Raw genomic sequence first — 1,930 nt, forward strand, 5'->3', positions numbered from 1 at the left:
TACCAATCCGGAGAAGGAAGATAAGGAGTTTGTGCGGGGCATTGAAGAAGATATCCGCTGGATGGGCTTTCAGTGGGAAGGCGAGCCGCGTCACGCTTCATCGTATTTTGAGCAGTTTTATCAGTGGGCCGTGGAGCTGGTAAAGGCGGGAAAGGCCTATGTGGACCACCAGAGTGCCGAAGAGATTGCGGAAAACCGCGGTACGCCCACGCGGCCCGGTGTGGACTCGTCTTACCGCAGCCGCAGTGTGGAAGAGAATCTGGAGCTGCTGGAAAAAATGAAGGCCGGCGAATTTGATGAAGGGGAGTGCATACTGCGGGCCAAAATTGCCATGGACCATGTGAACATCCTGATGCGCGACCCGGCCATTTACCGCATCCGCAAGGAAGCGCATCATCAGACTGGGAATCAATGGTGCATTTATCCCATGTACGATTTTGCCCACGGCTATGAGGATGCCATTGAAGGGGTTACCCATTCGCTGTGCTCTCTGGAGTTTGAAAATCACCGTCCGCTTTACGACTGGTTTCTTGAAAACGTGTCGGTGCCCCACCGGCCGCATCAGTACGAATTTGCCCGTCTGAATCTGACGCATACCATAATGAGCAAGCGCCATCTGCGCCGTCTGGTGGAGGAAGGGCTGGTGCATGGCTGGGACGATCCCCGCATGCCCACGCTCAAGGGAATGCGCCGGCGGGGTTATCCGCCTGCGGCCATACGGAAGTTCATTGAGGAAATTGGTGTCAGCAAGGTGAACAGTCTGGTGGATATGGAGTTTCTCTTTTTCCATATCCGCGAGGAGCTGAACCGCTGCGCAGAGCGGCGGATGGCGGTTCTGAATCCCCTGAAGCTGACCATTACCAACTGGCCCGCGGGTAAAACAGAAGTGTTTCAGGCGGAAAACAACCCGGAGAATCCCGAGGCCGGTTTCCGTGACATTGAATTTTCCGGAGAGCTCTGGGTGGAGCGGAGCGACTACATGGACGATGCGCCCAGAAAGTGGTTCCGCATGGCTCCGGGCCGGGAGGTCCGCCTGAAATACGCCTACTACATTAGGGTGAACGAGGTGCTGCGTGACAACTCCGGTGAGCCTGTGGAGCTTCTGTGCACTTACGACCCTGAAAGCCGGGGAGGCCAGAGTCCTAACGGTCGGAAGGTGAAGGGCACGCTGCACTGGCTTTCCCGCCACAATGCCGTATCAGCGGAAGTGCGTCTTTACGACCACCTGATAACGCTGGAAGATGTTTCACAGGTGGAGGAAGATAAGGATTTTACCCACTACCTGAACCCGCATTCTGAAACGGTTTTGGAGAAGGCCTTTATAGAGCCGGCTTTGGCGTCCGCGGCGCCGGAGGAGCGTTTTCAGTTTATGCGCAACGGGTATTTTGTGGCGGACCGGGAAGAGCATGCGCCGGGCACAAAACCGGTTTTTAACCGGATTGTGGGGCTGCGCGACTCCTGGGCCAAAATCTCCAAAAAGAACCAGGTGTAACGGGGCCATTATGCTGGAGCAGTTTGGTGAAAAAACGGCCGGGCGGAAGTTGTTCTCATTCGCGGAAATCTACTCCATTTCCGTGAAGGCTTTCAGAAGTATGCGTCCCTTCCGTGAGGCGGCAGAGAAGGGGCTGGTTTCCGACAGGCTGAAAGAGCGTATTATGCTCTCGGTAACCGCCGTGAACGGCTGTGAGGTGTGTTCCTATTTCCATACTGGACAGGCACTGAAGGCCGGCCTGGATAACAGTGAAATTCAACAGTTCCTTGCCGGTGAGTTTCCGGATGTACCGGAGGACGAGGCGGCTGCCGTGCTCTTCGCCCAGTATTACGCGGATAAGCGGGGCAGGGTGGACAGGGAAACGTGGCAGAGCCTGGAAGAGCGCTACGGCCGGGAGAGGGCCTGCGGCATTCTGGCCGCGACACGGATGATTATGTT

General features: G+C 56.2%; 2 protein-coding genes. Both read left to right on the plus strand.

Annotation, left to right across the window (positions count from 1 at the left end; translation table 11 throughout):
• Nucleotides 1-31: 31 nt before the first annotated feature.
• Nucleotides 32-1,492, plus strand: a complete 1,461-nt coding sequence (gene glnS, locus CSA35_09815) for a glutamine--tRNA ligase (protein ID PIE53723.1) — start codon at nt 32-34, stop codon at nt 1,490-1,492.
• A 10-nt stretch (nt 1,493-1,502) separates the two neighbouring features.
• The coding region (locus CSA35_09820) for an alkylhydroperoxidase (GenBank protein ID PIE53722.1) at nt 1,503-1,930 on the plus strand (428 nt) is incomplete at its 3' end.

It is taken from the genome of Dethiosulfovibrio peptidovorans (genome assembly GCA_002748665.1).
GTDB lineage: Bacteria > Synergistota > Synergistia > Synergistales > Dethiosulfovibrionaceae > Dethiosulfovibrio > Dethiosulfovibrio peptidovorans_A.